The organism is Agreia sp. Leaf283, assembly GCF_001422485.1.
Classification (GTDB): Bacteria; Actinomycetota; Actinomycetes; order Actinomycetales; family Microbacteriaceae; genus Agreia.
The window spans coordinates 50,545-74,164 of record NZ_LMNF01000004.1 but is presented as its reverse complement, the minus strand read 5'-3'; the positions used below and the strand labels follow the sequence as shown (position 1 = coordinate 74,164).

24 protein-coding genes and 1 tRNA gene are annotated in these 23,620 nt (G+C 67.4%); 13 read left to right on the top strand and 12 right to left on the bottom strand.

Annotation, left to right across the window (positions count from 1 at the left end; genetic code table 11):
* Nucleotides 1-12 precede the first annotated feature (12 nt).
* The gene (locus ASF51_RS16570; protein ID WP_044440925.1) at nucleotides 13-270 is read right to left on the bottom strand and encodes a cell division protein CrgA; all 258 of its coding nucleotides are present in this window, start codon (nucleotides 268-270) and stop codon (nucleotides 13-15) included.
* A gap of 81 nt (nucleotides 271-351) precedes the next feature.
* Here ASF51_RS16570 and ASF51_RS16565 point away from each other — a divergent pair, with 81 nt between their 5' ends.
* The 3 genes from ASF51_RS16565 to ASF51_RS16560 are packed head-to-tail and all read left to right on the top strand — an operon-like array spanning nucleotide 352 to nucleotide 2,277.
* Nucleotides 352-1,479: a class E sortase gene (locus ASF51_RS16565; protein ID WP_235497294.1), complete on the top strand. Its 1,128-nt coding sequence runs from the start codon at nucleotides 352-354 to the stop codon at nucleotides 1,477-1,479.
* Between the two features lies 1 nt (nucleotide 1,480).
* Nucleotides 1,481-1,642: a hypothetical protein gene (locus ASF51_RS19460; protein ID WP_200920303.1), complete on the top strand. Its 162-nt coding sequence runs from the start codon at nucleotides 1,481-1,483 to the stop codon at nucleotides 1,640-1,642.
* Nucleotides 1,639-2,277 carry an aminodeoxychorismate/anthranilate synthase component II gene (locus ASF51_RS16560; protein ID WP_055932549.1) on the top strand — a complete coding sequence of 213 codons (639 nt, stop codon included), beginning with the start codon at nucleotides 1,639-1,641 and terminating at the stop codon, nucleotides 2,275-2,277. Before ASF51_RS19460 ends, ASF51_RS16560 begins: the two co-directional genes overlap by 4 nt.
* Nucleotides 2,278-2,280: 3 nt before the next feature.
* Here ASF51_RS16560 and pknB read toward each other — a convergent pair whose 3' ends face one another.
* The 7 genes from pknB to ASF51_RS16525 all read right to left on the bottom strand — a co-directional run bounded on the left by pknB (nucleotide 2,281) and on the right by ASF51_RS16525 (nucleotide 11,400).
* On the bottom strand, nucleotides 2,281-3,987 hold the full coding sequence (pknB, locus tag ASF51_RS16555) for a Stk1 family PASTA domain-containing Ser/Thr kinase (protein WP_157412199.1): 1,707 nt from the start codon (nucleotides 3,985-3,987) through the stop codon (nucleotides 2,281-2,283).
* 63 nt (nucleotides 3,988-4,050) lie between these two features.
* Nucleotides 4,051-5,835, bottom strand: coding sequence for a protein kinase (locus ASF51_RS16550; RefSeq protein ID WP_055932547.1), 1,785 nt, complete (start codon nucleotides 5,833-5,835; stop codon nucleotides 4,051-4,053).
* On the bottom strand, nucleotides 5,832-7,283 hold the full coding sequence (locus tag ASF51_RS16545) for a penicillin-binding protein 2 (RefSeq protein ID WP_055932543.1): 1,452 nt from the start codon (nucleotides 7,281-7,283) through the stop codon (nucleotides 5,832-5,834). Before ASF51_RS16545 ends, ASF51_RS16550 begins: the two co-directional genes overlap by 4 nt.
* Before the next feature lie 4 nt (nucleotides 7,284-7,287).
* On the bottom strand, nucleotides 7,288-8,664 hold the full coding sequence (locus ASF51_RS16540; RefSeq protein WP_235497319.1) for an FtsW/RodA/SpoVE family cell cycle protein: 1,377 nt from the start codon (nucleotides 8,662-8,664) through the stop codon (nucleotides 7,288-7,290).
* A 22-nt stretch (nucleotides 8,665-8,686) separates the two neighbouring features.
* The gene (locus tag ASF51_RS16535) at nucleotides 8,687-10,009 is read right to left on the bottom strand and encodes a PP2C family serine/threonine-protein phosphatase (RefSeq protein ID WP_055932536.1); all 1,323 of its coding nucleotides are present in this window, start codon (nucleotides 10,007-10,009) and stop codon (nucleotides 8,687-8,689) included.
* Between the two features lie 3 nt (nucleotides 10,010-10,012).
* The gene (locus tag ASF51_RS16530; RefSeq protein ID WP_055932533.1) at nucleotides 10,013-10,600 is read right to left on the bottom strand and encodes an FHA domain-containing protein; all 588 of its coding nucleotides are present in this window, start codon (nucleotides 10,598-10,600) and stop codon (nucleotides 10,013-10,015) included.
* Nucleotides 10,597-11,400: a DUF3662 and FHA domain-containing protein gene (locus ASF51_RS16525; protein ID WP_082480315.1), complete on the bottom strand. Its 804-nt coding sequence runs from the start codon at nucleotides 11,398-11,400 to the stop codon at nucleotides 10,597-10,599. Before ASF51_RS16525 ends, ASF51_RS16530 begins: the two co-directional genes overlap by 4 nt.
* 300 nt (nucleotides 11,401-11,700) lie before the next feature.
* Between ASF51_RS16525 and ASF51_RS16520 the strand changes: the two genes are divergently transcribed.
* The 3 genes from ASF51_RS16520 (at nucleotide 11,701) to ASF51_RS16510 (ending at nucleotide 13,466) form a co-directional block, all read left to right on the top strand.
* Nucleotides 11,701-11,784, top strand: a tRNA-Leu gene (locus ASF51_RS16520).
* A gap of 111 nt (nucleotides 11,785-11,895) precedes the next feature.
* Nucleotides 11,896-12,849 (top strand): GGDEF domain-containing protein, encoded by a 954-nt coding sequence (locus tag ASF51_RS16515; RefSeq protein ID WP_055932530.1) that lies wholly within the window; start codon nucleotides 11,896-11,898, stop codon nucleotides 12,847-12,849.
* On the top strand, nucleotides 12,846-13,466 hold the full coding sequence (locus ASF51_RS16510; RefSeq protein ID WP_235497293.1) for a uracil-DNA glycosylase family protein: 621 nt from the start codon (nucleotides 12,846-12,848) through the stop codon (nucleotides 13,464-13,466). Before ASF51_RS16515 ends, ASF51_RS16510 begins: the two co-directional genes overlap by 4 nt.
* 12 nt (nucleotides 13,467-13,478) lie before the next feature.
* On the opposite strand, the gene ASF51_RS16505 is transcribed toward ASF51_RS16510, so the two are convergent.
* Nucleotides 13,479-14,111: a GrpB family protein gene (locus ASF51_RS16505; protein ID WP_055932525.1), complete on the bottom strand. Its 633-nt coding sequence runs from the start codon at nucleotides 14,109-14,111 to the stop codon at nucleotides 13,479-13,481.
* A 67-nt stretch (nucleotides 14,112-14,178) separates the two neighbouring features.
* Nucleotides 14,179-15,621, bottom strand: coding sequence for a PLP-dependent aminotransferase family protein (locus ASF51_RS16500; protein ID WP_055932522.1), 1,443 nt, complete (start codon nucleotides 15,619-15,621; stop codon nucleotides 14,179-14,181).
* A gap of 81 nt (nucleotides 15,622-15,702) precedes the next feature.
* Between ASF51_RS16500 and ASF51_RS16495 the strand changes: the two genes are divergently transcribed.
* On the top strand, nucleotides 15,703-16,317 hold the full coding sequence (locus tag ASF51_RS16495) for a GNAT family N-acetyltransferase (protein ID WP_055933523.1): 615 nt from the start codon (nucleotides 15,703-15,705) through the stop codon (nucleotides 16,315-16,317).
* A 37-nt stretch (nucleotides 16,318-16,354) separates the two neighbouring features.
* Nucleotides 16,355-17,197 carry an NAD(P)-dependent oxidoreductase gene (locus tag ASF51_RS16490; RefSeq protein ID WP_055932519.1) on the top strand — a complete coding sequence of 281 codons (843 nt, stop codon included), beginning with the start codon at nucleotides 16,355-16,357 and terminating at the stop codon, nucleotides 17,195-17,197.
* A 25-nt stretch (nucleotides 17,198-17,222) separates the two neighbouring features.
* Here the strand turns inward: ASF51_RS16490 and ASF51_RS16485 are convergent, their stop codons facing one another.
* Together ASF51_RS16485 and ASF51_RS16480 are read right to left on the bottom strand one after the other, a co-directional pair.
* Nucleotides 17,223-17,579, bottom strand: coding sequence for an iron chaperone (locus ASF51_RS16485; RefSeq protein WP_055932516.1), 357 nt, complete (start codon nucleotides 17,577-17,579; stop codon nucleotides 17,223-17,225).
* An 82-nt stretch (nucleotides 17,580-17,661) separates the two neighbouring features.
* Nucleotides 17,662-18,273: an NADPH-dependent FMN reductase gene (locus ASF51_RS16480; RefSeq protein ID WP_055932514.1), complete on the bottom strand. Its 612-nt coding sequence runs from the start codon at nucleotides 18,271-18,273 to the stop codon at nucleotides 17,662-17,664.
* A 136-nt stretch (nucleotides 18,274-18,409) separates the two neighbouring features.
* Between ASF51_RS16480 and ASF51_RS16475 the strand changes: the two genes are divergently transcribed.
* The 5 genes from ASF51_RS16475 to kdpB all read left to right on the top strand — a co-directional run bounded on the left by ASF51_RS16475 (nucleotide 18,410) and on the right by kdpB (nucleotide 23,542).
* On the top strand, nucleotides 18,410-18,811 hold the full coding sequence (locus tag ASF51_RS16475; protein WP_082480304.1) for a helix-turn-helix domain-containing protein: 402 nt from the start codon (nucleotides 18,410-18,412) through the stop codon (nucleotides 18,809-18,811).
* A gap of 74 nt (nucleotides 18,812-18,885) precedes the next feature.
* On the top strand, nucleotides 18,886-19,101 hold the full coding sequence (locus ASF51_RS16470; RefSeq protein ID WP_055932510.1) for a hypothetical protein: 216 nt from the start codon (nucleotides 18,886-18,888) through the stop codon (nucleotides 19,099-19,101).
* A gap of 492 nt (nucleotides 19,102-19,593) precedes the next feature.
* Nucleotides 19,594-19,683: a K(+)-transporting ATPase subunit F gene (kdpF, locus tag ASF51_RS19210; protein WP_157412196.1), complete on the top strand. Its 90-nt coding sequence runs from the start codon at nucleotides 19,594-19,596 to the stop codon at nucleotides 19,681-19,683.
* Between the two features lie 2 nt (nucleotides 19,684-19,685).
* Nucleotides 19,686-21,362, top strand: coding sequence for a potassium-transporting ATPase subunit KdpA (kdpA, locus tag ASF51_RS16465; protein ID WP_055932507.1), 1,677 nt, complete (start codon nucleotides 19,686-19,688; stop codon nucleotides 21,360-21,362).
* A 5-nt stretch (nucleotides 21,363-21,367) separates the two neighbouring features.
* Nucleotides 21,368-23,542, top strand: a complete 2,175-nt coding sequence (gene kdpB / locus ASF51_RS16460; RefSeq protein WP_055932504.1) for a potassium-transporting ATPase subunit KdpB — start codon at nucleotides 21,368-21,370, stop codon at nucleotides 23,540-23,542.
* Nucleotides 23,543-23,620 lie beyond the last annotated feature (78 nt).

Sequence of the window (23,620 nt, the reverse complement as noted above, 5' to 3'; positions counted from 1 at the left end):
TTGAAAACGGGTTCAGCGCCACCGCGTGGTCATCAGGAAGCCGATGAAGGCGATTCCGAACCCGATGAGGATGTTGCCGCCGCCCAGGTCGGCGATGGGGAACTTGGCCTGGCTCACGTAGAACGTGATGATCCAGGCGAGACCGACGAGCATAAAGCCGAACATGACCGGCTTGAACCACACCGGGTTGGGCTTGGTCGACTCATCACCGCTTCGGGTAGCAGTCTTGGCGACTTCGGAACGGGGTGAACGGGTCTTCTCGCGGGCCATAGGGGAGATTCTAGCCCGGAATGCCTGAGAACGACTCGGCTCTCAAGGCAAAGGCCAGCATGCACCGCTTACAATACGACAATGACCGAATACCAGCCGGGGGATATTCAGCCGAGTTCCGGTCCTGCGCCGATGTCACGGCGTGAGGCCCGGAAGGCCGAGGCTGACGCGCTCAAGAGCCCGACGGGCCCGACGTCGTCATCCGCGACGCCCGAGTCCGAGCACACGCCTGAGCCAGAGCAGGCGCCCGAGCCCGAGCAGACGCCCGAGCCGGTGTCTGCGGTGACCCCCGTGTCGGAGCCCGAGTCCGAGCCCACGCAGCAGCTCGGCATCCTCGCCTCCGAGCCGCCCGCGCACGGCGACGGTCCCGATGAGGCCGCCGGCGCAGCCGCATCCGGTCGCGCCGCGAAGAAGGCCCGCGCCGCCTCGGTCGCCGAGCGCCCGCCGGTGAGGCGCAGCATGGCCACCAAGGTCGTCGGGGTCTTCGGCGAACTGCTCATCACGGCCGGTGTGTTCGTTCTCCTCTTCCTGGGCTGGCAGCTGTGGTGGAACAGCATCGTGCTCACCAACGAGCAGACATCGGATGCCTCATCGCTGGCCGACGACTGGAAACTGCCGGTCGTCACGGGCACGACGCCCACGTCCACGCCGACTCCGACGTCGACCGATACGGCGGCACCGGCCAACTACGGCGACCCCGCGGTCATGGGGGCGCCGTCGACGGGAACCGACTTCGCCATCATCTACGTTCCCCGCTTCGGCGCGGACTTCAAGCGCACGATCGCCGAGGGCGTCGATCCCCACACCGTGCTCAACAAGGGTGGCGCAGGCCACTACGAAGACACCCAGATGCCCGGCGAGGTCGGCAACTTCGCGATCGCGGCCCACCGCGACGGCTGGGGCAGCGCATTCATCAAGATCAACGAGCTGCAGATCGGCGATCCCATCTACGTCGAGACCCAAGACGGCTGGTACACCTACCGGTACCGCGACACCGAGTACGTGACCCCCTACGGCGTGGGCGTCATCGATCCCGTTCCCCAGGTCGAGGGTGCCACGCCGGTCGACCGACTCATCACGCTCACCAGCTGCAACCCGCTGTACATCGCGTCGGAACGCATCATCGCCTACGGCGCCTTCGAATCGTGGCAGCCGCGCTCGGCCGGGCCGCCCGCCGAGATCGCATCCGTCGTCGGATCGGGGAACTGACATGTACGCCGCCCTCTGGAGAGTTCTGCCCGGGCCGGTCTGGCTGCGTGTCATCCTGGTTCTGATTCTGGTCGCCGCGGTGGTCTTCGCCCTCGCCGCGTGGGTCTTCCCGTGGATCGACGTGCTGATCACCCCCGCACAGGAAGTGACCGTCGACCGATGACGCGCGTTCTCGTCATCGACAACTACGACAGCTTCGTCTACACCCTCAACGGATATCTGCTCCAGCTGGGTGCCGAGACCGAGGTCGTGCGCAACGACGACTTCACGGCCGCCGACGCGTCGGCACGAATCGCCGACTACGACGCCGTGCTCATCTCTCCCGGTCCGGGAACGCCTCACGACGCGGGGGTGTCCATTCCCGTCGTGCACGCGGCGCTCGCCGCCTCCACGCCCCTCCTCGGTGTCTGCCTCGGTCATCAGGCCATCGGTGAGGCGCTCGGGGCCACGGTCACGCATGCCGACGAGTTGATGCACGGCAAGACCAGCCTCATCGAGCACGACGGCAGCGCCTTCTACGCGGGCGTGTCCGATCCGTTCACGGCCACGAGGTACCACTCGCTCGCCGTGGTCGACGGCACCGTGCCCGACGAGCTCGTCGTGACCAGCCGCACTCGCGGCGGCGTCATCATGGGCCTGCGACACATCGAGGCGCCGGTGTTCGGCGTGCAGTTCCACCCGGAGTCGGTTCTCACCGAGGGCGGCTACCGCATGCTGGGCAACTGGCTCGCCGCAGCCGGGCTCACGGGCGCGCCCGAGGCCGCGCAGCACCTCAGCCCGCTCATGCGCACGAGCTAGGCGTCACGCCCCGGTGCAGTACCGGATGGCGATGGCCGACTTCTGGGGCGCGTCACCCGCTGCGATCGACTGGCTCGACACAGGGTTGCCCGCGACGGTCTTGCAGCCGGGGTCGCCTTCGACGCTCACCTGCAGCGCGAGGCCCTGCAGGGTCGTGCTCGCCACATCGAGCGGCTGACCCGATACATCGGGAACGCTCACGAGACCGGAAGAGATGACGAGGTTGATCGAGTCTCCGACGAAACTCGCCGTGCCCGCGGCCGGGTCTGTGCGGATCACGGCGTCGGTCGGAGCCGTGGCGGAGTTCTCTTTGGTCGTCGTGCCGACCGTCAATCCGAGCGTCGTGAGGGCTGTCGTGGCATCAGCGGCGGGCTGCCCCCCGACATCCGGAATCGAGACGGTTTGCTTGCCGAGTGACACGTAGACGTCGATCATCAGATCGGAGCCCTGATTCAGTACTGTGCCGGGCTCTGGATCGGTTCGGATCACTCGACCCTCGGGAACATCGGGGTCGAACACGTCTTGCCTGGCGGTGACCAGGCCCACCTGTTGCAGCGTGCTGTCTGCCGAGTCGAAGGTCTGACCGGCCACGCTGGGCACGGTGATCGAGTTGTCGGGCACGATCGTGGTCGGCTGCAGGGTGAAGATCCAGAAGACGATGGCGATGATGATGACGGCGACGCTCGCGATGCCGGCCCAGATCCACACGACCGGGGGCCTGGACTGAGTGCGCACCGCGTAGTCGTCGTCGCCGGCCAGCTGCGTGAGCGCCGAATCGGACGTCGCCGTGAGGCTCGGTGGAGCGCCGAAGAGCGACGACTGGAAATCTTCGACAGGGGGTCGCTTCGACGGGATCTTGCCGGCGCCCGCGATCTGCAGGTCGGTGCGGAACTCGGCCGAGGACTGGAAGCGGGAGAAGCGGTCTTTGGTGAGCGCGTGCAGAACGACCCGGTCGATCGCGGGGGAGATGTTGTGGTTGATCGACGAGGGAACCGGAGGGGTCTCGCTGACGTGCTGGTAGGCGACGGCGACGGGTGTGTCTCCTCGGAAGGGAGCCTGACCGGTGAGCAGCTCGAAGAGCACGACGCCGGTGGAGTACAGGTCGGTGCGCGCGTCGACGGATTCGCCGCGGGCCTGCTCGGGGGAGAAGTACTGTGCGGTTCCCAGGATCGCGGTGGTCTGGGCGACGGTCGCCGACGAGTCGGAGATCGCTCGGGCGATTCCGAAGTCCATGACCTTCACCTGACCCGACGTGGTCAGCATGATGTTTCCGGGCTTGATGTCGCGGTGCACGACGCCGGCCCGGTGCGAGTACTCGAGAGCGGTGAGGATGCCCTCGGTGATGCGGATGGCCTCCGCAGGAGCGACGGGGCCTTCTTTGATGATGTCCTTCAGGAGTCGTCCTTCGACGTACTCCATCACGATGAACGGAACGACACCCTCGAATCCGCCGGGCTCGCGCACCTTCTCTTCGCCGGCGTCGAACACGCGCACGATCGTGGGATGCGCCATGCGCGAGGCCGCCTGGGCCTCTTGCTTGAAGCGGGTGCGGAAGACGGGATCGCTCGCCAGCGACGAGCGCAGCAGCTTGATCGCCACCTGGCGCCCGAGGCGCTCGTCTCGTCCTGAGTAGACATTGGCCATTCCCCCACGGCCGATGACTTCTCCGATTCGATACCGCCCGGCAAGCAGGCGATGTTCATCGGTCACAGTGGTACTCCATGGTCGGTGTAAGGGGGGTTCTCAGTCTAGGTGCATGGGAATCGCGGATCGTCAGCCGTTCGCTCCCGGGGCCGGGGTCGATCCGCCCACGGCGACCGCGGTGAGGCTGAGGGCCGGAGAGGCGGGAGACGCGATGCCCGAGCAGGTGACGGTGTACGCGACGGTGACCGGGCCCGCGGCGGTGGCCTGCAGCGTGGCCTGAGTGCCGATGCCCGGCTCCGCGAGGACCGTCGCATTGGTGGCGACGATCGAGTACGCGTCGAGGCTCGTACCCGAGGGGCAGCTGTACGCGCTCCACGAGACGGTGAACGAACCGGTGGCTGCCGGAACCTGATTGTTCGGCAGTGGCGACGGAGCGTCGACGCTGCCGAGCTTGGGCGCGGTCGTGGGCGCATTCACCGTGGGCAGGGGGCCGTAGACCGTGAGTTCGATCGTGGTTCCGCGCTGCACGTTGCCGACGGGGTTGACCTTGTAGACCGTTCCCACCTGCTCGGCCGTCGTCGCGGCGGTGCCCGTCACGTCGGACGCGCTGAGGTCGAATTCCAGCGCGACGAGGATGGCGGCCGCGTCGTTGAACGACTTGCCGAGGAGCTCGCTTTCAGGGATGGCGACCGTGGTGGCGGGCGGCGTCGTGGTGGGTGTCACTGATGGCGTGGGAGTCTTCGACGGCGTCGAGGCCGGCGTGGACGCGGTGGTGACCGGCACGTCGTTCGAGCCGTTCTGGCCGATCACGAGCGCGGTGATCGTGCCGCCGAGCACCAGCACGAGGATAGCGATGAGAACGATGAGCGGCCAGGTCCAGGGACTGCGTTTCTTCTTCTTGTCGCCGGGCTGCTCGGTGCCGTCGTCGATCGGGGGCAGCAGCGCATCGCCCGCGCCGGCCGCGCCGATGACCGTGGTCGCCTGCGTGGCCCCATACGGAACGGTGCTGGCGGTGGGCATCAGGCTGGTGGCCTGCGTCTGCGGGGCGGGACGGCCGCCGAGGATGGCGGGAACCGCCGCGGCCGCTGCCGCGATGTCGCCGCGGCGCAGCGCCGTGGCGGCGCGCGCGAGGTTGGCCGTCGACGACGGACGGTCTTCGGGCTTCTTGGCGATGCACGAGAGAACGAGGTTGCGCACCGGCTCTGCGACGGTGATGGGCAGGTCGGGCGGAGTCTCGTTGATCTGGGCCATGGCGATCGCGACCTGCGACTCGCCCGTGAACGGACGCTTGCCAGCGAGGCACTCGTAGGCGACGATTCCGAGCGAGTAGACGTCGGTGGTCGGCGAAGCCGACTGGCCGGACGCCTGCTCGGGTGACAGGTACTGCACGGTTCCCATGACCTGGCCGGTGGCCGTGAGCGGAACCTGGTCGGCGATGCGCGCGATGCCGAAGTCGGTGATCTTGACCCGGCCGTCGGGCGTGATCAGCAGGTTGCCCGGCTTGATGTCACGGTGCACGAGGCCGGCAGCGTGGGCGGCCTGAAGGGCCGATGCGGTCTGCGCGACGATGTCGAGAACGCGGTCGGTCGAGAGCACGTGCTCGCGCTCGAGGATGGTGGAGAGGGCTTCGCCGGGAACGAGTTCCATGACGAGGTAGGCGCTGCCCTCTTCTTCTCCGTAGTCGAAGACGTTGGCGATGCCCTCGTGGTTCACGAGTGCGGCGTGGCGCGCCTCTGCTCGGAAGCGCTCGAGGAATCCCGGGTCTCCGAGATATTCGTCTTTGAGGATCTTGATGGCGACGGTTCGACCGATGACCAGGTCGGTGGCCTGCCAGACCTCGCCCATGCCCCCGATCGCAATGCGGCTGGACAGTTCGTAGCGTCCCCCGAAGGTGAGCCCTGCTGTGGGTCTCATTTACTCAGCACCGCCTCAAGTACTCGTTTTGCTATCGGCGCGGCGATGGAGTTCCCCGAGCCGGATTGGTCTTCGCCTCCGCCGTCCTCCACCACTACCGCGATGGCCACCCGAGGGTTGTCGGCGGGGGCGAAACCGGTGAACCAGAGAGTGTACGGATCGTCTTCACCGTTCTCTGCCGTGCCTGTCTTACCGGCCACGCTGACCCCGTCTATTCTTGCATTAGTAGCCGCGCCATTCTCGACGGCGGACACCATGAACTGCGAAAGTGTCGAAGATGTTGTAGAGCTGATCGGCTCAGCGAACACCTCGGGTTCGAACTGCTGCAGCACCGTGAGATCGGGCGCCGTGATGGAGTCGACCAGGTTCGGTTTCATGATGGTTCCTTTGTTGGCGACGGCGGCTGAGAACATCGCGACCTGCAGGGGCGTGACCCTGTCTTCGTCTTGACCGAACGCGGCCAGCGCGAGCTTGTCATCGGTCATGGGCGAGCGGATGGTGCTGGGCTGCACGGCCATCGGGATGTCGAGTTGCTTGTCGAACCCGAAGGCCTTGGCCTTGTCGACGAGGGTGCTGTCGCCCATCTGCACGCCGAACTCGGCCATGGGGATGTTGCACGAGAGAACGAAGGCCGTCTCGAGCGAGACCGTGTCACCGCCGCCGCAGGTTCCGCCGCCGGCGTTCGACACGGTGTTGGTCGATCCGGGCAGGGGGAAGCGCGAGAGATTCGGCTGGGTGGAGGTGGCCGAGATCCCGCTCTCGAGGGCGGCCGACGAGGTGACGATCTTGAACGTCGATCCGGGCGGGTAGAGGTTGCCGTCGATCGAGCGGTTGATGAGGGGGTCGCCCGGAGCGTCGATCAGCGAGTTGTACGCGTCGATCACCGCCTGGGTGTCGTGCACGGCGAGAGTGTTGGGGTCGAAGGTGGGCTTCGAGACCATGGCGAGGATGCGCCCGGTCGACGGCTCGACCGCGACGACTGTTCCCTTGTAATCGCCCAGGGCATCCCAGGCCGCCTGCTGAACCACGGGATCGATCGTGAGCTCGACCGACGCGCCCTTGGGCTTCTGCCCCGTGATGATGCTGTTGATGCGCGCGAGGAACTGCGAGTCGGCCGTGCCCGAGAGGTAGTCGCCCAGAGATTGCTCGATTCCCGTCGATCCCTGGCCGAGCGTGTAGTAGCCGGTGACCTGGCTGTAGAGCGGCCCGTTCGGGTAGGTGCGCTGGAACTTGTAGTCGTCGTTGGACGGAACCGACATGGCGATCGGCTGGCCGCCGACCAGAATCGGCCCGCGCTCGGCGTCGTAGCTGGCGTAGAGGGCGCGCGTGTTGCGGGTGTCGGCGGCGAGGGCATCCGTCTGAAAGAACTGGATGCTCGTGGTCGCCACGAAGAGTGCGGCGAACATCAGCAGAACGACGATCGCGACGCGTTTGAGTTCTTTGCTCATCGGACTAGATCACCAGCCTTGGCTGGTTGCGGACTGTGTCCGACAGGCGCAGGAGCAGAGCGACGATGATCCAGTTGGCCATGAGCGACGATCCGCCCGAGGCGAGGAACGGCGTCGTGAGGCCGGTCAGCGGGATCACCCGGGTGACTCCGCCGATGACGACGAAGCACTGCAGGGCGATCACGAACGACAGGCCGACGCCGAGCAGCCGGCCGAAGTCGTCGTGGCCCGCGAAGCTGATCCGCAGCCCGCGTGCGATGAGCAGCAGATACAGGCAGAGGATCGCGAACAGGCCCGCGAGTCCCAGCTCTTCTCCGATCGCCGAGATGATGAAGTCGCTCTGTGCCAACGGCGTGATGTCGGGTCGACCACGGCCGAGCCCGGTGCCGACGAGGCCGCCGTTGGCGAGTCCGAAGATGCCCTGCACGAGCTGGAAGCTGCCGCCGACATCGTCGTAGTTCTTCTGGCTGAACGGGTCGAGCCAGGCATTGAAGCGATCGTTGACGTAGGTGAGGGTCTGGCTCGCGACCACGGCACCGGCGAGGAAGAGCCCGCCGCCGAGAAGGATCCAGCTCGTGCGGCCGGTCGCGACGTAGAGCATCACGACGAAGAGCCCGAAGTAGAGCAGGGCCGTGCCGAGGTCTCGTTGGAACACGATGACCGACATCGACAGCGCCCAGATCACGATGATGGGCCCCAGGTCGCGTGCCCGGGGGAACCGCACGCCCAGCACCTTGCGGCCCACGAGCGACAGGGTGTCGCGACGCTGCACGAGGAATCCGGCGAAGAAGATGGCAAGCAGGATCTTGGCGATCTCGCCGGGCTGGAAGGAGAACGGACCGATGTGGATCCACACGCGGGCACCGAAGATCTCCTGCCCGATGCCGGGAAGCATGGGGAGCAGCAGCAGAACGAACGCCGCGAACATGAAGACGTAGGTGTAGCGCTGCAGCACGCGGTGGTTGCGGATGATGACGACGACCGCGATGGCGCACACCAGGGCGATCGCGCTCCAGACGACCTGCCTGATGGCGGTCGAATCCCACCCCGTGTCGCCGTTGATGAGGTCGACGTGATAGATCACGGCGATGCCGATTCCGTTGAGGATCGCGGCGACGGGCAGGATGAACGGATCGGCGTTCGGGGCGACGTAGCGCAGGGCGATATGCATCGCGATCACGAGGACCGAGAGGCTCGCGCCCAGCGTGATCACCGTGGAGTCGACGGTGCCGATCGCGCCGAGCTGCACGAGCACGACGGCCGACGCGTTGATACCGCAGGCGATGACCAGCAGGAACAGCTCGAGGTTGCGGAGTTTCTGGGGCACGCGGATGCGACGGATGCCGCGCCCGGCATCCGGAACGATCGGCGACGACTCGATCACGGGGCTCGATGCATTGAGATCAGCCAACGGGGGCCGCCGGGGCGTCGGGCGTCGGTGAGGGAGACGGCGTGGGTGTGGGGGTGGGGGTGGCCGTCGAGGTCGACTCGGGCTCGACCGCGGCGCCGAGGCGCTTGACGATCTCGAGCGCGGCCTTCACCGAGTCGGCGCTGATGGTGTCACGCACCTGCTCCTGCGTGTAGACGGGCAGGTCGTCGAGCTGGATGTCGGTGGTCTGGTACACCTCGGACAGCGCGATCGGGCCGATGGTCTGCTGCACGCCGTGGAAGATCGCGACCTGGCCGTCGACATCGCCGACGTAGTAGCGCGTCTGCGTCCAGCGGTAGCCGGCGAAGGCGCCCGCCGCGAGGGCGAGAACGATGACGAGGGCGCCGGCGAGCCAGGCCGTCTTTCGACGGCGGGAGCGGCGGCGGTTCTCTTCGATGAGCTCGTCGAGATAGTCCTCGGACTCGGGTTCGAAGTGGCTGGGGTCGGCCGGGCCTCGCGGGTGCAGGCGCAGACCGGGCAGCCGCGAGGTGCGGCGCCCCAGCGTGCCCTCGAAGGCCACGGGCTTGGAGGCGGAGCCGACCGTGACGGGTTCGACGCCGTGCTCGTCGAACGAGGAGCTGATGTCGACCACCACGATGGTGACGTTGTCGGGCGCCCCTCCGTCGAGTGCCTGCTTGACGAGTTCGGAGACGACGTCGGCGGGGGACATCTCGCTGGCGAGGGCTTCGGAGATGTGATCGTTGTCGACCACGCCCGTGAGGCCGTCGGAGCAGATCAGCCATCTGTCGCCGGGACGGGTGTCCATGACCTGCAGGTCGACATCCGGCGTCGAATCGACGTCGCCCAGCACCCGCATCAGAACCGATCGGCGCGGGTGCGTCTTCGCCTCTTCCGCCGTGATGCGGCCCGAGTCGACGAGCCGCTGCACGAAGGTGTGGTCTGCGGTGATCTGGGTGAGGGTGCCGTCGCGAAAACGGTAGACGCGTGAGTCGCCGATGTGGGCGAGGGCGACGCTCTGCCCCACGCGCACGAGGGCGGAGAGCGTGGTGCCCATTCCGGTGAGCTCGGGATGCTCGAACACGGTCTCGGCGAGGATCGCGTTGGCCGCGACGATCGCCTCCTGCAGGGCGAACTCGGCGTCGACGGCGGAACCGTACTCGCCGTCGATCTCACGCAGCCGCGTGATGGCCAGGGCGGATGCGACATCGCCGCCCGCGTGGCCGCCCATGCCGTCGGCCACCGCGAACAGGGACTGCCCGGCGAACCCGCTGTCCTGGTTGTTCGAGCGGATCTTGCCGACATGGGAGATGGCGGCGCTCGATGTGACGAGGGCCATCCCCTAGCGCCGCAACTCGAAGCTGGTCGCGCCGATCTTGATCGGCGTATTGAGAGGGACGTTCACCGGGGAGGTGACGCGCTTGCCGTCGAGGAAGGTTCCGTTCGTGGAGTCGAGGTCCTGCAGCATCCACTCCTCGTTCCACACCATGAGCCGGGCGTGGTGCGTGGAGGTGTAGTCGTCGCGGATGACGACGCTCGAGTCTGTGGAGCGGCCGATGGTGAGGGGCATGGTTCCGAGGGGGATCTCCGTGCCGCTCTTCGTGCCCGTGGTGATGACGAGACGGGCGGCGTTGCCGGTCGTGGCGCGGGGGTGGGTTCCGGCGGAGGAACCCTCGAGGGGGGTGAAGGTCGGCACCTTCGACTGGGGAACAGGGGCTTGCTGCCGGGGAGGGGTGTTGGTGCTGACGGCGGCGGCCGGGGCCGGGGCCGCACCGGGGAAGCCGCCGGCGCTCGCGGCCTGCGCATCCGGCAGTTTCTTGACCCGGCGACCGAAGAGGTCGCTGCGCATGGCGTAGACCACCACGAAGACGAAGATCCAGAGCAGGGCGAGGAACGCGAACTGCAGGATCAGGAGGGTGAGTTCACTCAACTCTGGTCCCTCCAGAAACCGCCCGGGTCGTGGCGGGGGCGGTCGGGGCGCGGTGGCAGCGGTCGCTGCTCGCGGAACTGCTCCGGGGGCCGGGTCTGGCGCTGCGTGCGCAGGTCGGAGTACTGGTCGACGCTGGCGGACTGCGCGAGAACGCGGAACACGATGCGCGTGCGGCCGATCTGGATGACCGACTCGGGCTCGAGCGGGGCCTTCGACACCGCGACGCCGTTGAGCTGCGATCCGTTGGTGGAGCCGAGGTCTTTGACCAGGGCCCGCTTGCCGTCCCACAGGATCTCGACGTGTTTGCGGGAGGTGCCGGGATCGTCGATGGTGATGTCGGCATCCGACCCGCGGCCGATGACGGTGCGCGACGAGGTGATGGGGTAGCGCTTGCCGGCCACGTCGAGCACCGGGGTCCAGGTGACCTCGCCGGCCGCGTTGGCCGACTCGATCTGCACCAGACCGTCGGTGAGGCGGGCGTTCTGCACGAGCTCCATCGAGATGCCGCCGGCGAACTGGTAGCCCTGCTGCTTGGCGTGGGTCTGAACGAACTGGATGAGGTCGTCGTTGAGTGTGGGGCCGAGGGCCATCATGCGCTGGTAGTCGTTGGGGCCCACGATTACCCGGAACGAGTTGGGCACGAGAATGCGATCGCGGGAGATGACGGCGGCCTTGGTGTCGAGCTCGCGACGCAGGGCGGACGTGATCTCGACCGGTGCCAGCCCCGAGCGGAAGGTCTTGGCGAAGGCGCCGTTGACGGCGCGCTCGAGACCCTTCTCGAAGTTGTCCAGCAGTCCCACGTGTCTCCCAATTTCTGCGCGCGCGCCACGGCACGGGCGGCGTGGCTCAGGTAGATGTTACTTGTGTTGCGTGAAAATCCACCCAGTGCGCCGTCTGTGCGTGTTCCCGCGTGATTCTCGTACCTCTTAACCACTGCGTCCCCGTTCCCTTTAACCATTGCATCCCCGTTCCCTGAGCTTGTCGAAGGGAACGGGAGGAGATTTCGACATCCGACCCCGTATTCGGCTCGGATGTGCAGATCTCCTCCCGTTCCGTCGAATTCCCCCGCGCCGCCCCTTCGTGCTAATCTCTCTAAGTTCGCGCGAGTGGCGGAATTGGCAGACGCGCTGGCTTCAGGTGCCAGTGCTCGAAAGGGCGTGGGGGTTCAAGTCCCCCCTCGCGCACGCGAACGAGTGAAGGCCGGATCGGGAGAAATCCCGGTCCGGCCTTCGTCGTTGAATCCGCTCGTTAGAATTCGACGACATCGAAGGTCTGGGGGGTGCCTGGTGAGCCGCATGTCCGCGTGGGTGGCGCGGCGGTCGATTCCGCCGTTCGCCTGGGTCACCTCGGCGGCCGGCGCGGTGATTGCCGCCAGCGGCCTTCTCGACGCCGTCACCTCGACCGGGGATCCGCTCGGCGGAGCATGGACCTGGTTCTGGATCGCCGTGACCGTCGTGCTCGCGGGCACCCCGCTCGCCCTCGGGACGCGGTTCGTGAACGGGGTCGGCCTGGCGGGAGCCTGCATCTTCTTCGTCGTCACGTCGCTGCAGCTGTCGGTATCGACCGCACCCATCGCATCCGTCAACAACGTTCTGCTCTACCCGATGCTGGCCTGCTACCTGGGCTGGTTCTATCGGCGGTGGATCGCGCGCTCGGCCACTGCGGGCGGGTTCGCGCTGTCAGGAATCGCGATCTTCGTGAACCCCCTCGACGACGTGCTGCTGCCGTGGATCAACATCGCGCTCGTCTCGACGTTCTGTCTCGAGGCCGCGGGCTACCTGCGGAGCAGACTCGACCAGGAGATCACCACCGACCCGCTCACCGGCGTTCTGAACCGCTCGGGACTCGACGCGCGGATCGAGACGGAGCTGGCGCGCTCGACGAGGACCGGCCAGGCGCTGGTGCTCGTGATCATCGACCTCGACGACTTCAAGCGCATCAATGACGAGCGCGGCCACGCTGCCGGTGACCACCTGCTCGTTCAGTATGCGGCCGCTCTCAGGTCGGTGACCCGGCCCTACGACTCTGTGGCGCGCATCGGGGGCGACGAGTTCCTTCTTGTGCTGCCCGCGACGACGGAGCAGCAGGCGCTCGACCTGATCGATCGGCTGCGTGCGTCGACGTCGGAGCAGTGGTCGTTCGGGCTGACGGAGGCGCGATCGGACGACACCGCTCACGCGATCAGGGAGCGCGCGGATCAGCGCCTCTACGTGCACAAGGCGTCGCGCAAGGGGAGGGCCGGTACGTGACCGGCTTGCCGGGCAGAGCCGGGCGCCCCGTGGATGAGCTCGATCGCATTCGTCGGGAGATCACGGAGCACCCGTCGAACGCCTGGGCGACGGATCTGGGGTGGGAGCCCCTGTTCGCCGGATCGGCTCGCGCTCGCGTGCTGGTGATCGGCCAGGCGCCCGGCCGGGTCGCGCAGGAGATGGGGCAGCCGTGGAGCGACGTCAGCGGGCGGTTGCTGCGATCGTGGCTCGGCGTGACGGAGGCCGCGTTCTACGATCCCGACAAGTTCGCGCTGCTGCCCATGGACTTCTACTTTCCCGGCAAAGGTGCCAGTGGCGACCTGCCCCCTCGACCGGACGTCGCACCGCTGTGGCATCCGCGCATTCTCAGCGCACTGACCGAGGTGCGCCTGACGGTGCTGGTGGGTGCCTACTCTCAGCGCTACTACCTTCACGGACAGAAGCGGCAGTCCGTGACCGAGACCGTGCGGGCGGCCGAGTCGTTTCTGCCCTTCTTTCCGCTCGTGCATCCGTCGCCACTGGCGCGGGGCTGGCGTTCCCGCAATCCGTGGTTCGAGCAGACGACCGTTCCGCGGCTCGCGCAGGAGGTGCGGCGGGCGCTGTCTGTCGAACCGTGAAGCGGGTGTGTGTCAGCTGAGGAATCCGGAGGCGCGGAACGCGCGTTCGTAGATCTCGAGGATCACGGCCTGCTTGCGCACGTTGTAGTCCATGACCGCGTCGTGTTCCTGCTGGGCAGCGGCGGCCGCACGTTTCGCGTCGGCATACAGCTTTCGATCGCTCTCGCTCGAGCGCAGCCAGTTGCGGAAGACGAGGTGCTTGATGAGCTCCGGGCTGTCGGGTCCGAAGACATGGATGTTCGTGGCCGGCCCGCCGTCGGTCGGCGCGACACGATCGTCGGCGCGTCGGCCGCCACGGAACAGGCGGTGCTCGTGCCACCACGGCTCGCGCACGGTGAGAACGAATCCGGCGTCCTGCAGCGTGCTCACATAGCCCGCCTCGTCGGCGGAGTCGGCCACCGTGAGATCGATGTCGATGACCGGTTTGGCGGGCAGGCCCTCGACGGCGGTCGATCCGACGTGATCGATGCGGATAGCCCGGAGGCCCAGCAGATCATTGAGCCGCTCGCGGATCTTACGGGCCTGCCTGGGCCATTCCGGGTCGTACTCGACCAGCTCGATCGTCGTGGGCAGGGGCTCGACGACCCAGGGGTTTCCGGCGGCCGGTTCGTCGGAGAACTCGGTGATCTGGCGAGTGGAGGGCATCGCTTCAACGTATCAGGGGCTAGGCTCGTCTTTGCTGCGATACCTCTCATCCCTCAGGTCTCACTCGTCAGGCCGTCTCGCGGCGGATGCCTTCGAGTGCCGCCTGCAGCTCGAGATCGGTTGCAGCTCCGTAGCCGAAGACAATTCCTTCGCGCGCTCGCGAGGTGGACGCGACGTAGTGCCTGGCCAGGCCGCTCACGATGACTCCGCGTCGCTGCAGCCGCTCGGCCAGGTGGGCGTTTCCGGCTTCCACGGGCGACGAGAGCACAGCGTGCAGCCCTCCGTCGACCGCGCTCAGCTCGAGCGATGAGCCGAGACGGCCGCCGAGCGCATCCAGAACGAGGGCGCGCTTGTGCGCGTACGCGCGCCGGGTTCGAGCGAGGTGCCGGCTGAGTCCGCCGCTCTCGAGGTAGTGGGCCAGCGCTTGCTGCGGGATGCCCGACACGGTTTCGCCGATGTCGGCCCGCGCATCCAGAATCTGGGCCCGCACCGCGGGATCGCGCGCGACCACGTAGCCGCAGCGCAGCCACGGCGTGATCACCTTCGAGTAGCTGCCGACGTGCACGACGCGGCCGGAGTCGTCGAGCGAAGCGATAGACGGCAGCGCCCTGCGACCATGCCGGAATTCGCTGTCGTAGTCGTCTTCGATGATGATCGCGTTCGTTCGCTCGGCCCACTCGAGCAGCTGCAGCCGCCGCCCCACGTCGAGACTGCCGCCGAGCGGATACTGGTGACTCGGTGTGACGAGCAGCGCCGAGATGGTCGAGTTCTGCACCGATGCGAAGTCGACCCCTCCGTCGACGACCTCGATCGGCACGATCTCGGCGCCGAGACGACCGAGCACCGCACGACTTCCCACATGACCCGGGTTCTCGCATCCGACCCGCAGCCGCTCGCCGAGTCGCGCCGAAAGGCCGAGCGCGACCAGGGCCAGGCCCTCTCGTGCGCCAGAGGTGACGATCACGTCGTCGGGGTCGCAGGCGAGGCCGCGCGAGTGGAACAGGTGCCGCGCGATCTGCTCGCGCAGGGCCGGCAGACCCGCGGGTGGCGGGTAGACGGCGGCCGGTTCGCCGGCGGTCGCCCGGCGCCAGGCCGAGGCCCAGTCGCCGCGCGCGATCGACGCGGTCGAGGGGATGCCCGGGCGCAGCTCGATAGATCGGCCGGGGGAGTCGGACGGATCGTTTGTGCCGTGAACGTTCGGAGCCTCGTCGGAGGGCTTTGCGCCGTGATGTGGCGTTCGCACGGGCACGCTGGTCGACACGAAGGTGCCCGACCCCGCGACGGTCTCGAGGTATCCCTCTCCCGACAGCTCGTCGTAGATGCGCACGACGGTGCCCCGCGCGACTCCGACGGCGGATGCGACGGCGCGGCTCGACGGCACCGCGTCACCCGGCCGCATGCGCCCGCTGAGGATGGCCGCCCTGAGCCCCGCCGACAGTCGGTCGCGCGGGCTGCCGGGGCCGTCGGCAGCGATCAGCTCTGCGATGTCGATGGCGCGCGCGTGCCGCATGATGCTCCTCGAAACTGGTCTCATCGTTTCGGCCAATAGTGGCATAGTCGATGAACCACTGTGGCGGGCAGACTCGACCGCATGACACTCGCCATCACTCCCGTCACCCTCTCTGGAACCCACGTCGTTCTGGAGCCGCTCAGCCACGATCACCACGACGGACTCGTCGATGCCGTGCGCGACGGCGAGCTCTGGAAGCTCTGGTACACGACGGTGCCGTCGCCCGAGGGGATGCGCGCCGAGATCGATCGACGACTCGGGCTGCAGCAGGAGGGCTCGATGCTTCCGTTCGTGACCCGCCTGCGCGAGCGCGAGACGGGAGAGCCGGGACGCGTGATCGGCATGACCACCTACATGGACATCGACCACACGACGCCCCGGCTCGAGATCGGCTTCACCTGGAACGCCGCGTCGGTGCATGGAACAGGCACGAACCCGGACTCGAAGCTGCTGCTGCTCGGGCACGCTTTCGAAGTGCTCGGATGCGTGGCCGTCGAGTTCCGCACGAACTGGATGAACCAGCAGTCACGCGAGGCGATCGCCAGGCTCGGCGCGAAGCAGGACGGGGTGCTGCGCAGCCACACCCGCACGGCAGACGGAACCCTGCGCGACACGGTCGTGTTCTCGATCGTGGAGAGCGAGTGGCCGTCGGTGCGTGCGGGGCTGCGCCGCCGCGTCGAGAAGGTGCGGGGCTGATGCTCGACTATCGGCGTTGCTAACGGAGGACATCACCATGCGCATCTTCATCGCCGGAGGTTCCGGCGTGCTTGGTCGCGAGCTCATTCCGCTGCTCGCCGGGGCCGGCCACGAGGTCACCGCCACGACCCGCTCCACCGGGAAGACCTCACTGATCAGCAGACTCGGTGCAACCCCGGACGTCATCGACGCGCTCGACCGGGATGCCGTGTTGCAAGCGGTCGACCGGGGTCGGCCAGACGTGATCGTGCATCTGCTGACCGATCTGAGTGCGGGGGACTCTGTCAGCAACGCCCGGCTCCGCGTCGCCGGTTCCCGCAACCTCGTCGATGCGGCGGCGCATGCCGGTACGCCTCGGATTATCGCGGAGAGCATCGCCTGGGCGTACCCGCCTGGCGCTACGCCCGCCACGGAAGACGAACCGCTCGATCCGGAGTCCGTCGAGCCGAGGCGCACGACGATCTCCGCCGTAACGGCGCTCGAATCCTCCGTGGCGGAGTTGCCCGAGCATGTCGTGCTGAGATTCGGACAGCTCTACGGCCCGGGCACCTGGTATTCCCGGGAAGGGCGCTTCGGGCAGGACGCACGAGCCGGACACCTGTCGGTCCCCGACACCGTCACGTCGTTCATCCACACCTCGGATGCCGTTCGCGCGATTGCGCTCGCGGTGGGCTGGCCGAGCGGCACCTGGAACATCGTCGACAACGATCCCGTCTCGGGCCGCGAGTGGGCACCGAGATTTGCGGCGGCCGTGGACGCGCCGGAGCCGGCCGTGGTGCGCTCTGGCGACATCGGTCGACCTGTCTCGAACGCGCGCGCCTATGAAAGCGGTCTCGTTCTGCGCCACGCGAGTTGGCGCGACGGATTCGCTTCTCTGTGAAACGCCGCGTCGAGAAGGTGCGGGGCTAGCGCCCGGTTCGATCGATCTGCTCCATGCGGCGTCGGATGAATGCGCCGAGGAGATCGACTGGCAATGTCTGCCCGTCTTTCAGATGGATGGACCCTTTCGTCGTGTCGAGGCCGGCGGCGGCGACCTCGCTCGCGAGCTCGGCCAGATTGCCGAACGGGTAGATGCCGATGTGCTTCTTCGTCCTCACCACGGCGAGGAGGCCTTTGCCCTTGTACAGGAGCGCGGGTACGCCGTAGGTGTAGCCCTCGACGGCATCGGGCGCGAGAGCTCGGGCAGCCGAGTAGATCTCCTCGATGCGAAGTCGGTCGGAACCGGTCAGGCTGGAGATGTAGTCCGTGACATCGGTGGCCATGCCCGATTTTCCCACCGTGCCTGCACCCGGACAAGAGCCGGCCCGTCGCATCCCACGACGGGCCGGCCGTGATCTCAGTCGATCAGGCGGCGACGGTCTCGTCGGAGTCGGCAGCGGCGGCGTCGTTCACGGCGACGGCGGCGTGCAGCGGCTCGAGCGCCTTCGACCAGGCGACGACCTGGTCGAGCATGGTGTCGACCTGGGGCAGCAGGTAGTCGCTGGGCGTGAAGACCGAGAAGTTCTCGAACTCGGTCATGAGCGAGATCGCGACCTGGGCGCGCACAGTGGCCAGCTGCAGCTCGGATGCGATGAGACGCAGGTGCTCGACCGCACGCGCGCCGCCGACGCCGCCGTAGCTCACGAAGGCTGCGGCCTTGTTGTTCCACTCCTTATAGAGGTAGTCGAGGGCGTTCTTCAGAACACCGGAGGTCGAGTGGTTGTACTCGGGGGTCACGAAGACGAAGCCGTCGAACTCGGCGATCTTCGCCGACCAGGCCTTGGTGTGCTCGTTCTGGTAGTTGCCCCACGCGGCCGAGCCGGGCTCGTCGAGGTGGGGGAGCGGGAAGTCGGCCAGGTCGACGAGCTCGAAGGTCGCGTCGTCGCGCTGCAAGGCGATGTCGCGCACCCACTTCGCCACGGCCTCTCCGTTGCGTCCGGGGCGCGTGCTGCCGAGAATGATTGCGATCTTGGTCATCTGGATTCTCTCCTTAGGAACTTTTCGTGCCTAACGCACGTTGTCAGTCATACGAAGAGGTCGAGAGCGCGTTTTAGTCCCGCCTCTCACCGCGCACTTTGGAGTGCGTCACGCACACGAAGGGAAGTAATCCGAGATGGCGGCATTGTCTATCGCGACCGCAGTGGAATCGATTGCGGGGGTGGAGAAGGCGTGCGAGGTTCCGGGCACCCGAAACCTCGTTCGCGACATCTTCACCATGACGGGCGACCGCTGGTCGATGCCGGTCATTCGAGCCCTCGACGACGGCCCGATGCGGTTCACGGCTCTGATGAACGCGGTCGAGGGTATCTCGCACCGGATGCTCACCCGCACGCTTCGCTCGCTCGAGAGGGACGGCCTGGTCAGCCGGACCAGCTACCCGGAGTCGCCGCCGCGCGTCGAGTACGAGCTCACCGAACTCGGCGAGACGCTGAGCGAGCCGGTGCGCGCGTTCATTCGGTGGACCCAGCAGCACCAGTCCGAGATCGAGGAGAGCCGGCGCCGCTTCGACGGCTGACACCGAGACGGCTCCCCGGCAACTCCCAGCGCACGCTCATACCGTGGAGAAAAGCAACCGGAAGGAACGAACTCATGGGTTTTCTCGAGAACGCCAAAGACGCTGCACAGGCCACCGGTAAGAAGATCGGCGAGGCGGTCGACGACGCGAAGGACCGCATCGGCGACAAGGTCGATGAGGTCCGTGCGGACGCGGAGGTCAAGAAGGCCGAGGCCGATGTGAAGCGCGCCGAGGCCGAGCGCGACTCCACCGAAGCGAAGAACGAGTACAAAGAGAAGCTGCGCGACTAGCAGCAGCCGATCGATCGAGGGCCCCGGGTGATGAACCCGGGGCCTTCGTCGTGTAGAGGAGTCGCTCCCTGAACTCGTCGAAGGGCGGCTGGCCGACTCACCCGGTGTGCGGGAGCTCCCTTCGACAAGCTCAGGGAACGGGAGCCGGCGTATCGAAATCCGCCACGGTGGCCTCGATACGGCCGCAGGCGGCCTACTCGACCTGCGCGGTGTGCGGGAGCTCCCTTCGACAGGCTCAGGGAACGGGGGCTCAAGCTCAGGGAACGGGGCCGGCGTATCGAGAGCGTATGGATGCGCGGGGCGCCCGTTAGGGATTCGTTAGGGCCCGGAAACACGGGCGAAAGCAGGTATCTACTCGGATGTGCGACCCCGACCGGGGCGCGTTATGCCACATCATCCGATGGAGTTCTCCGTGCTCGACCTCGTCTACGTCCTCGGCATCTTCGCCGCGTTCGCACTCGTCGGCCTCATCGCCTGGGGGGTGTCGAAGCTGTGATCGTCTTCGACGTGCTCTCGGCCGTGCTGGCCGTCGCCACCCTCGCCTACCTCGTGTACGCACTCGTGAAGCCGGAGAAGTTCTAGACATGGACTCCTCTCTTCTCGCGATTCTGCAGGTCGGCGCGCTGGTTCTCATCCTCGTGGCGATCCACCGTCCGCTGGGCGACTACATGGCCCGCATCTACTCGTCGTCGAAAGACCTGCGGGTCGAGCGCGGCTTCTACAGGCTGATCGGGGTGGATGCCCGGGGCGAGCAGACCTGGATGGCCTACCTCCGCAGCGTGCTCGCTTTCTCGCTCGTCGGCGTGCTGCTGGTCTACGCCCTGCAGCGAGCGCAGGCGATCCTGCCGTACTCGCTCGGGTTCCCCGCCATCCCCGAGGGTCTCTCGTTCAACACGGCGATCTCCTTCGTCACGAACACCAACTGGCAGAGCTACTCGCCCGACGTCACCATGGGCTACACGGTGCAGCTCGCCGGCCTCGCGGTGCAGAACTTCGTCTCGGCCGCCGTCGGCATCGCCGTGGCGATCGCCCTCGTGCGCGGATTCGCCCGCACCCGCCAGGGCACCCTCGGCAACTTCTGGGTCGACCTCACTCGCGGAACGCTGCGCCTGCTGCTGCCCCTGGCCGCCCTCACGGCGATCGTGCTGATCGCGGGAGGCGTCATCCAGAACTTCTCGGGCTTCACCGAGGTGACGACCCTGACCGGCGGAACCCAGAGCATCCCGGGCGGGCCCGTGGCCAGCCAGGAGGCCATCAAGATGCTCGGCACCAACGGTGGCGGCTTCTTCAACGCGAACTCGTCGCACCCCTTCGAGAACCCCACAGGGTTCACGAACCTGCTGCAGATCGTGCTCATGCTCGCTATTCCGTTCAGCCTGCCGCGCACCTTCGGCGTGATGGTCGGTGACAAGCGCCAGGGCTTCGCGATCCTCGCGGCGATGGCCGCCATCTTCGTGGTCTCGCTCACCGCACTGACGCTGTTCGAACTGGGCGGCGCGGGCACAGCCCCGCAACTCGCAGGCGGAGCGATGGAGGGCAAGGAGACCCGCTTCGGCATCGCCACGTCCACACTCTTCGCCTCGACGTCGACGCTCACCTCGACGGGTGCCGTCAACTCGATGCACGACTCGTTCACCTCGCTCGGCGGCATGATGCCGCTCATCAACATGATGCTCGGCGAGGTCGCACCGGGCGGCGTGGGCTCGGGTCTCTACGGCATGCTGATCCTCGCCGTGATCGCCGTGTTCATCGCCGGCCTGCTCGTCGGACGCACCCCCGAGTACCTGGGCAAGAAGCTGGGCCCGCGGGAGATCAAGCTGGCCAGCCTCTACATCCTGGTCACCCCGACGCTGGTGCTCGCCGGAACGGCGCTGAGCTTCGCGATTCCCGCGATCCGCGACGACGTCGAGAGCACGTCGATCTGGAACCCCGGACTGCACGGGCTCACCGAGGTGCTCTACGCGTTCACCTCGGCGGCCAACAACAACGGGTCGGCCTTCGCGGGACTCACGGCGAACACCCCGTGGTTCAACACGGCACTCGGTGTGGCCATGCTGTTCGGCCGGTTCATTCCGATCGTCCTGGTGCTCGCGCTCGCGGGCTCCTTGGCTGCCCAGCCGAAGATCCCCTCCACGGCCGGCACCCTGCCGACGCATCGCCCTCAGTTCGTGGGCCTGCTCGTGGGCGTCACGATCATCGTCTCGGCCCTCACCTATTTCCCCGTTCTCGCACTCGCACCGCTCGCTGAAGGGCTGCAGTAATACCCATGTCATCTGTGACTGAAACCGTTTCGCCCACGCAGAAGCCCGGCGCCGGCGCACCGAAGCCTCCCCAGGGCGGCTTCGGCGCGGCCCAGCTCGTCGCGGCGCTCCCCGGAGCGTTCCGCAAGCTCGATCCACGCCAGATGTGGCACAACCCCGTGATGTTCGTCGTCGAGGTCGGCGCCGCGCTCACGACCGTTCTGGCCGTCGCCGAGCCGTTTCTCGGCGGGCCGGCCTCATCCGGCGGCTCGACCGTGCCGGTCAGCTTCACCGCGGGCATCGCGGTGTGGCTCTGGCTCACCGTCATCTTCGCGAACCTCGCCGAGTCGGTGGCCGAGGGCCGCGGCAAGGCCCAGGCCGACAGCCTGCGCCAGACCCGCACCTCGACCACCGCGAACGTGATCGCGTCGTACGACGCCGAGACGGATGCCGGCGGCCAGCGTGCGCAGACCCGTCCCGTCTCGAGCGCCGACCTCACCCTCGGCGACCACGTCGTGGTCGAGGCGGGGGAGCTGATCCCCGGCGATGGCGACATCGTGTGGGGCATCGCCTCGGTCGACGAGTCGGCCATCACCGGCGAGTCCGCGCCCGTCGTGCGGGAGTCGGGCGGAGACCGCAGCGCCGTCACCGGAGGCACCCGTGTGCTCTCCGACCGCATCGTCGTGCGCATCACGTCGAAGCCCGGTGAGACGTTCGTCGACCGCATGATCGCGCTCGTCGAGGGGGCCGCCCGGCAGAAGACGCCGAACGAGATCGCCCTCAATATCCTGCTCGCCAGCCTGTCGGTGATCTTCGTGGTGGTCGTGCTGACGCTCAACCCGATCGCCGGATACTCGGCCGCGTCAGTCAGCGTTCCGGTGCTCGTGGCGCTGCTCGTCTGCCTGATCCCGACCACCATCGGCGCGCTGCTCTCGGCCATCGGCATCGCGGGCATGGACCGTCTGGTGCAGCACAACGTGCTCGCCATGTCGGGGCGCGCCGTCGAGGCCGCGGGCGACGTGACCACGCTGCTCATGGACAAGACCGGAACCATCACCTACGGCAACCGGCAGGCGGCCGAGTTCTCGGCCCTCGACGGTGTCGCGCCGCTGGAGCTCATCCAGGCCGCCGCCACGTCGTCGCTCGCCGACCCCACCCCGGAGGGCAAGTCGATCGTGACGCTCGCCGAGACGAAGGGCTTCGACCGGCCCGTCGACATCGACGGAGTGATCGTGCCGTTCACCGCGCAGACCCGGATGTCGGGGCTCGACCTGCCCGACGGGTCGCAGATCCGCAAGGGCGCCGGTTCTGCCGTGCTCGCCTGGGTGGAGGAGTCCGGAAGGGCGGCGTCGTCGACGATCGCGCAGCTCGACGAGCACGTCGAGCGCATCTCGAACGCGGGCGGCACACCCCTGGTGGTCGCCACCAAGGCGGCGCCCGTCGGGGAGCAGCCGGGCGAAGCCCGCATCCTCGGTGTCGTCTACCTGAAGGACATCGTGAAGGAGGGCATCGCTGAGCGATTCGCGGAGCTGCGGGCCATGGGCATCCGCACCGTGATGGTCACGGGCGACAACCCGCTCACGGCCGCGGCGATCGCGGCCGAGGCCGGGGTCGACGACTTCCTCGCCGAGGCGACGCCGGAGCAGAAGCTCGAGCTGATCAAGCGCGAGCAGGAGGGCGGCAACCTCGTCGCCATGACCGGAGACGGCACGAACGACGCGCCCGCCCTTGCCCAGGCAGACGTGGGCGTGGCGATGAACACGGGCACGTCGGCCGCGAAGGAGGCCGGCAACATGGTCGACCTCGACAGCGACCCGACGAAGCTCATCGATATCGTGCGCATCGGCAAGCAGCTGCTCATCACCCGCGGGGCGCTCACGACCTTCTCGATCGCGAACGACGTGGCCAAGTACTTCGCGATCATCCCGGCCATGTTCGCGGGGGTGTTCCCGGGGCTGGCGCTGCTGAACATCATGCAGCTGCACTCGCCGGCGTCGGCGATCCTGTCGGCGATCATCTTCAACGCGGTCATCATCGTGGTGCTCGTGCCGCTGGCCCTGCGCGGCGTGAAGTACCGGGCGCTGTCGGCCTCGCGCATCCTGGGCCGCAACCTGCTGGTCTACGGACTCGGCGGGGTGGTCGCGCCGTTCATCGGCATCAAGCTGGTCGACCTCGTCGTCAGTCTGATCCCCGGGTTCTAGGCATTTTCCCTTCGACAAGCTCAGGGAACGGACGTCGTTCCCTGAGCTCGTCGAAGGGCCGCATTCATACAGAGAGAA